Source organism: Allobosea sp. P1_A7 (genome assembly GCF_056406775.1).
The window spans coordinates 1-6,523 of the sequence record NZ_JBFTZN010000316.1; the positions used below are offsets into that span (position 1 = coordinate 1).

Consider the following 6,523-nt stretch of genomic DNA (forward strand, 5'->3'; position numbering starts at 1 on the left):
GCCGCAACATGCTCCATGCGGATCGGCTCTGCGCCATGGGCACGCATAAATTCTTCCGCTCGCCGGATATATGCCGGGACTGCGCTCGTAGTGGTAATCGCAAGCCGCCCACTGTGATTATGCGGCGCGCCACGGAGCGCGAGCGAGATGAGCAAATCGGTTAGGGATGCGAGCCCAACAGCATTCGCGAAGATGCCATCCGCTCGCTGAAACTCCTCTATGACGAAGTCGAGCTGACACTTGAGGCTCGCCGCGAGCCCAGTGTTCCAGTCAAGCGTTGGTTCGAAACGAAGCGGCTGGCGTAGATGCTCGTCGAGCATGTGTTYGAGTGCGCCTTCCATCTCGCTCACTTTGAAGAAGACGTTTGTTCGCGCGTTGCTGTCGCTCACGGACAGCGTCGTCCCCGGCCCAGGCCTCCAGGCGAGGCCGCAACCGTGGCCGACCATCGTCCTGTGCCCCGTTTGCCCCAAGGTCGTATGGCCGCTTAGTATCGACGTGAAACAATAGAGCTCGCCATCGTCGCCATCGACAGAAACGTCCGTTGCGAAGCTGCTGTCAGCGTAGCTTGCCAGGATTGAACCCGAGCAGCGCGTCGCCAACGTGAAAATTGGCCGGTTGAACCGCGTTCGCCATAACGTGCGATCCCGCAGTTGATACGTGAAGACGCGGCTGGACTGAACGCCGCGTTCCATGACCTGTGTCTTCCCGCTGATGTCACCCGGATCTCTCGCCCTGACGAGGTCGAACATCGCCAAGCGTTCGATATCAATTGCCGGCGTGGCCATCTACATCCCTCGCTCTGCAACCTTTATCTCARCACACGAAACACAATACGCAGTGTCGATACAGATTTCGCAACGAAAATTGCAGCGCAACACGAATTTAGCGTTCAGCACCTCCAAACCGTGACACTTTGCGGATCATGAAGTGTCATTGCTCCAGCAGTGCGGTTGCATGCCAATGGTAGGTATCTTAAATATTGATTCCGCAATTCAAGACATAAGCGCAACAGGATACGTTGCTGCTTTCGCAACAATCTTTGCTTTCTACAGCACAAACATAAGAAAAATGAGAATTTCAGCAATAATAGCAAACTCTATGTTTATTTTATACGGCATAATAAATAGTTTACCTCCAATTTACATACTTCACATGATATTGCTGCCAATAAACATCTTGCGATTGATCCAGATCTACGGCCTTGCATACAAGCAAAGCCAGATCACCTTGTGAGGTAGCGTCTCATGCGAATTCGTATCGCGATGGTTGCGGGCGCACTCTTCACATCGTGTATAAACGCAGTGGCCGTCGACGCTGTTGCGCCGAAAACATTTCAGTCCAAAACATGCATCCCATGGGACCGCACACTTCACCGCATGCTGGGGGAAAGCGAACAGTTCCATATCCATTCACCAGAACTGCGCGCAGTCGTCCGAGCAGAAGCTTTCAAACTTAAGGAGAGATGCCTGCGCGATATCAGCATGGCCTCCCTGAATCGCTATGTCCTGCTCACGAAACTGTTGTCTGATGACGWAGCCGATGAAGTCGAAGGTTTTGATTGAACTCGAAGGGCAACGTCGCAGCGCAAGCAGCATCTTCGCGAAAACTCGCCTCCTGGGCCAACAGTTGTTGAGGCACTAAAATGTCCCAGTTGCGGCTCCATCCCCCGGAGCAGCGGGCCCCACTCAGCCTCTTATTCAACTGCAACCGTCCATGGAGACGACCATGCGTTGCCTGCCGATTGCGGCGTGTGTCCTCGCCTCACTGCCGGTAGCTGCCCAGACAGAGCGGTTGTCGCGCCCCGAACTCGTGCTCAAGACCGTGGTTTCGGGAATGCCGACCGGTTCTCAGCAGGAAATCAGGGTGATGACCGCCATGATCAAGCCGGGAGACAGGACACCTTTAAGCACCGTTTCCCGGTAACGGTCCATGTCATCGAAGGCGCCTTCACACTGGAAATGCAAGGGCGCACGGCAGTGACGGTGAAGTCCGGCGAGTCGCTGGTTGAGCCGCCGAACGTCAAGATGACCGGCTACAATCGGGGCAGCGAGACCTTGGAATTGGTGATCTTCTACGTCAGCGAGCCGGATACGCCGTTCCTGGAGCCGGTCCGTTAGAAGGCAGAAAGCGGCACGCCGACGGAAGATCCGGCGAGGGCACTACGCAAGCAACTCGATGCGTGTGGAGTTGGAAGGCCAGGAAAGCGGACCACGTCCCCGCCGCGGCAAAATACGTTCGTGTCCGCAGATGATTGTGCCGGGGTGGCGTAGCGTGCTCGATCCGCGGCGGGTTGAACACCTGGCAAGGCTGGAAGCCCGCCCGGCGCCCATCCTCTTTATTCTTTACCACCGCTCGGAGTAATGGCGCCGGTAGCCGTGAGCGGGTGCCCACGGCGGTGGGCCACCATGCCGCCGACCGTACCCATAGCCATTGTCGTAATCGCGCCGGTAATAGCGATGCCGTTGTTGGTGGTACTCAATCTCTGCCATCCGATGATCGCGGTTATGGCGAGTGTATTCCGCGGGCAGCTTGTCCAGTGCTCCGGACGCGGGCAACGTTTGTGGCGCGGCGGTGGCCATCGTGGCTGCCGCACCAAAGAGAATAGTAGCGAGTAAAAACCGACGCATTGGGATGCTCCCTGTATGCTCCTGGCGATAAGAGCCGTCCGAATGGGAACGCAGGATGAACGAAATGGTTCGGGTTCGTGCGCGCGTGCGATCGCGCTGGAAGCATCTTGACGATCGTATCCGGCATATAGGGTTTGTGGGCGAGCGCCCCAATCAGGATGCCTGAAAGCGGACGCCGCGAGGATCAGCAACGAGCCAATTCCCCCGTCTGGCGCTCTGCCGCAAACGTCTCAAATGGGTCGAGGCTGTGTGAAAACGCGCTGTTGAGTTAGACTCCTGACGTTGCAGTCGGGAGGTGGGATTTGAGCCGCTTCGTCCAAGGTTCTGACCGGCGCCAGCCGACGCTGCTTCCTGATTGTCTTGACGACTATGTGGCCGATGAGAACCCGGTGCGGGTGGTCGACGTCTTCGTCGATGAACTGGACCTGAGGGCGCTGGACTTCGAGGGCGTGACACCGGCGGCGACGGGGCGGCCAGCCTACCACCCGGCGACGCTGCTGAAGCTCTACATCTACGGCTACCTGAACAAGGTCCAGTCCAGCCGCCGCTTGGAGCGCGAGGCTCAGCGCAATGTCGAGCTGATGTGGCTGACCGGCCGACTGGCGCCTGACCACAAGACGATCGCCGACTTCCGGAAGGACAATGGCCCGGCCATCCAGGCCGCTTGCGCGCAGTTCGTGGTGCTGTGCCGTCAGATCGGTCTGTTCGGGAGCGCCCTGGTTGCGATTGACGGCAGCAAGTTCAAGGCGGTGAACAGCCGCGACAAGAACTTCACGGCCTACAAGTCGCAGCCGAACTAAGGTTCCGCAGGCCCAGTATCCGCTCGCACAACGAGAAGCAACGCGGCGGCGGCGCAACCCTAAGCAAGTCTACATACCCAGCTACACGCTAGTTCCCTGATTATGAACGGTTATTCATGGAACAAGCGATCAAGCCAGCCGTTTAGATTTGCGGCGGGGGCCATCAAGGGAGAAGAACCATGATCAAGAATCTTGTTTTGGTCGCCGCGCTCGCCGTCGTTCCTGCGACTGCTTTTGCACAGTCGAACTCGGGCGCAGCCGGTGGAGCCGCGAGTGGCGCGGCCACAGGGGCTGTCGGCGGCGCGATCGTCGGCGGACCTGTGGGAGCAGCCGTGGGTGCCGTCGGCGGCGCTGCGGCGGGCGCTATTGTGGGCGGCATTGCGGCCGACCAGCGTACCGAATTCCGCACCTATGTCACGGAGCAGAAGGTGCCGTCGGTGGCATACCGCGAAAAGGTTATCGTCGGCGCCACGTTACCCGACACGGTGACCTATCGAGAGGTTCCGGCTCGCTATGGCAAGACCGAATATCGCTACACCGTGATTAACGGCCAGACCGTCCTGGTCGAGCCGAAGACTCGCAAGATCGTGCAGATCATCGAGTGATCAACGGGAGCCCACCCTGACAGGGTGGGCTCCTTTCGATCGGGTTCACCCTGATCAACCAAGGAGACAACGCCATGTTACGGGCAATCCTGATCGCCGCTGCTGTGGCGGCTACCGCCGCCTTCAGCGCTCCGGCGCAAGCGCAGGTCCAGCTCGAGTTCGGTATCGACCGGCCGGGCTATGATGGTCCGCGCTATCACGAGCCCCGTGGCTACCGCCCTGCTGGGGAACGGCGTGGCTCCGAGGTCCCGCTGTTCTCGACGACGACGATGACGATTGCCGCATCGTCATAAAGCGTCGGGTCAATCGCTACGGCGAGCTTGTCGAGCGCCGGATGCGCATCTGCGACTGACGCCTGGCGCTGCCATGCAGCGGGTGTGTTGGTGCTTTCCAAAGCCCGCTGCTTGGTCATGAGGAGGAACCGATGCGAAAGTTAGTCTTCGTTGCAGCGGCCATGCTGAGTTTCTGCTCCGTGATGCCATCGATTTCACAAGCCGCCCCTTAGCAGGTCTGACGACCCTAGGGACGCCTGACCACGTTGAGCAAATCAAAAGGGGGGCCACGGATACAAGGGTCACAAGGGTTGGCACGGATCGCGGCATTGGGACCATGGACGTGGCTACGGCTTTACAAACTCACCTCATTGACACAGGCCGCATTCTTGATGTTCTTGTTCCGTTCTAATGAACGGAGCGCATTTCGATGCACATGTCCCCCGCTRTCCTCGGACCGCCCATCTTTCTGCCGGTCTACCTGAAGGCCGTGCGCGCGGGCTTTCCTTCGCCAGCCGACGACTACCTCGACACGCCGATCGACCTTTCGCGAGCGCTGATCAAGAACGCCCCTGCGACCTACATAATGACCGTCGCTGGTGACAGCGCGATCGACGTTGGGATCTTCGACGGCAGCCTGATCACAGTTGATCGCAGCCTGGTCCCGCGTGACGGTGACGCCGTCGTGGTGGACGTCAACGGCGAGCGGAGCGTCAAGGTTTTCAGGATCGCGGGCGGCCGCTCAAGTTTGGCATTCGGCAACCGGCGCTACCCCGACTACGATCCCGGCCCAGACGCAGAAATCGACATCTTCGGCGTGGTCACCAATGCGGTGCGGCGCTTCCGGCGATGACGCAGTCGTTCGCCCTGATAGACGGCAACAGCTTCTACTGCTCCTGCGAACGTGTGTTCGATCCGAAACTTCGCCGCCGGCCGGTGATTGTGCTGTCGAACAACGACGGCTGCGCGGTCGCCAGGACGGCCGAGGCGAAGGCGCTGGGGATCAAGATGGGCGCGCCGATGTTCCAGATCCGCGAGCTGTGCAAGCGCGAGGGCGTCGTCGTCTTCTCGTCGAACTACTCGCTGTATGGCGATATGAGCCGCCGGATGAACACCATCTATGAACGGTTCTCCCCGGACATCGAGATTTATTCGATCGACGAGAGCTTCCTCGACCTGACCCCAGTTGCGCCTGAGCATCGCGAGGAACTCGGCCGCGACCTGCGATCCACGGTATCGAAATGGACCGGCGTCCCCACCTGCGTCGGCATCGGGCCGACGAAGACCATTGCAAAGCTCGCAAACAAGATCGCGAAAACCACGCCCCAACTCGGCGGCGTCTGCGACCTGACGAACGATGAGGCGCTCCGGGATTGGCTGCCGCTGATGGCGCTGGAGGACATCTGGGGTATTGGCCGTGCCAGCCAGACGAAGCTTGGTGCCTTTGGCTGCAAGACGGCCGCCGATGTCGCTGCTCTCGATCCCAAGCTCGCTCGCCAGACGCTGACTGTCGTCGGCGAACGGATCATCGAGGAACTCCGGGGCCAGCCCTGCATCAATCTGGAGAGCGTCGCTCCCACTCGAAAGGGCTGCGCGGTTACGAGATCGTTCTCCGGCCGGGTCGAAAGCCTCGAGGTGATGCAGGAAGCCATTGCTGCCCATGCCACCCGTCTCGGCGAGAAGCTCCGGCATCATGGATTGGCGACGGATCACGTCACGGTATTCTTCCACACCTCTCCGTTCGACAACGGCCCGTCCCGTTCGGTCTCGACCACGGTCGACTTCCCCGAGGCGAGCAATSACACCCTCGTCCTGGTCCGCGCCGCCAAGTGGGGAGCTCGGCAGATCTGGAAGCCGGGTTACCGCTACGCCAAGGCGGGGTTGATGACGGTTGACCTGGTGGCATTGGAGATGTCGCCGCGAGCCCTGATCGGCGCGCTCGATCGCGAGAAGAGTGGCCGCCTGATGGAAGCCTTGGACGCGTGCAACAAGAAGCTCGGTCGTGGCGCTGTGTTTCCCGCGGCGGCCGGTATCGCTCGCCAGCAGAAGGCGTGGGTCACGAAATTCGATATGCGTTCGCCGCGTTATACGACGCGGCTCGAAGAGGTGCCGGTCGTAGGGAGAGCGTGATGCCAGGCTTCATCCATCAGGTCGAATTGATATTGGACCCTGTTGCCGCGCCGGAACGCCTGCGCAGGATCGAGAGCTGGTGTGGGGAC

Annotated in this window: 8 protein-coding genes and 1 pseudogene; 8 read left to right on the forward strand and 1 reads right to left on the reverse strand. The window is 59.8% G+C overall.

The features are described from left to right. A partial coding sequence (locus AC1D34_RS32470; protein ID WP_476826459.1) for an AraC-like ligand-binding domain-containing protein occupies window positions 1-785 on the reverse strand: 785 nt, incomplete at its 3' end. Window positions 786-1,244: 459 nt separating this feature from the next. Here AC1D34_RS32470 and AC1D34_RS32475 point away from each other — a divergent pair. From AC1D34_RS32475 to AC1D34_RS32510, 8 genes and pseudogenes are all read left to right on the forward strand, one after another. Then, a complete protein-coding gene (locus tag AC1D34_RS32475; protein WP_476826460.1) occupies window positions 1,245-1,562 on the forward strand; it encodes a hypothetical protein in 318 nt (105 codons plus the stop codon). Between the two features lie 163 nt (window positions 1,563-1,725). Next, window positions 1,726-1,923 (forward strand): hypothetical protein, encoded by a 198-nt coding sequence (locus tag AC1D34_RS32480; RefSeq protein ID WP_441508550.1) that lies wholly within the window; start codon window positions 1,726-1,728, stop codon window positions 1,921-1,923. Between the two features lie 53 nt (window positions 1,924-1,976). Next, window positions 1,977-2,117: a cupin domain-containing protein gene (locus AC1D34_RS32485; protein ID WP_441508549.1), complete on the forward strand. Its 141-nt coding sequence runs from the start codon at window positions 1,977-1,979 to the stop codon at window positions 2,115-2,117. An 812-nt stretch (window positions 2,118-2,929) separates the two neighbouring features. Next, window positions 2,930-3,412: pseudogene (locus tag AC1D34_RS32490) on the forward strand (transposase); the annotation flags it as partial. Between the two features lie 194 nt (window positions 3,413-3,606). Then, complete coding sequence (locus AC1D34_RS32495) at window positions 3,607-4,032, forward strand: DUF1236 domain-containing protein (protein ID WP_441508370.1); 426 nt, start codon at window positions 3,607-3,609, stop codon at window positions 4,030-4,032. 74 nt (window positions 4,033-4,106) lie between these two features. Then, a complete protein-coding gene (locus AC1D34_RS32500) occupies window positions 4,107-4,325 on the forward strand; it encodes a hypothetical protein (RefSeq protein ID WP_476826461.1) in 219 nt (72 codons plus the stop codon). Between the two features lie 415 nt (window positions 4,326-4,740). After that, window positions 4,741-5,157 (forward strand): LexA family protein, encoded by a 417-nt coding sequence (locus AC1D34_RS32505; RefSeq protein WP_476826462.1) that lies wholly within the window; start codon window positions 4,741-4,743, stop codon window positions 5,155-5,157. Continuing rightward, window positions 5,154-6,434 (forward strand): Y-family DNA polymerase, encoded by a 1,281-nt coding sequence (locus AC1D34_RS32510; RefSeq protein ID WP_476826463.1) that lies wholly within the window; start codon window positions 5,154-5,156, stop codon window positions 6,432-6,434. The genes AC1D34_RS32505 and AC1D34_RS32510 overlap by 4 nt, the downstream gene beginning before the upstream one ends. The last annotated feature ends 89 nt before the right edge of the window (window positions 6,435-6,523 follow it).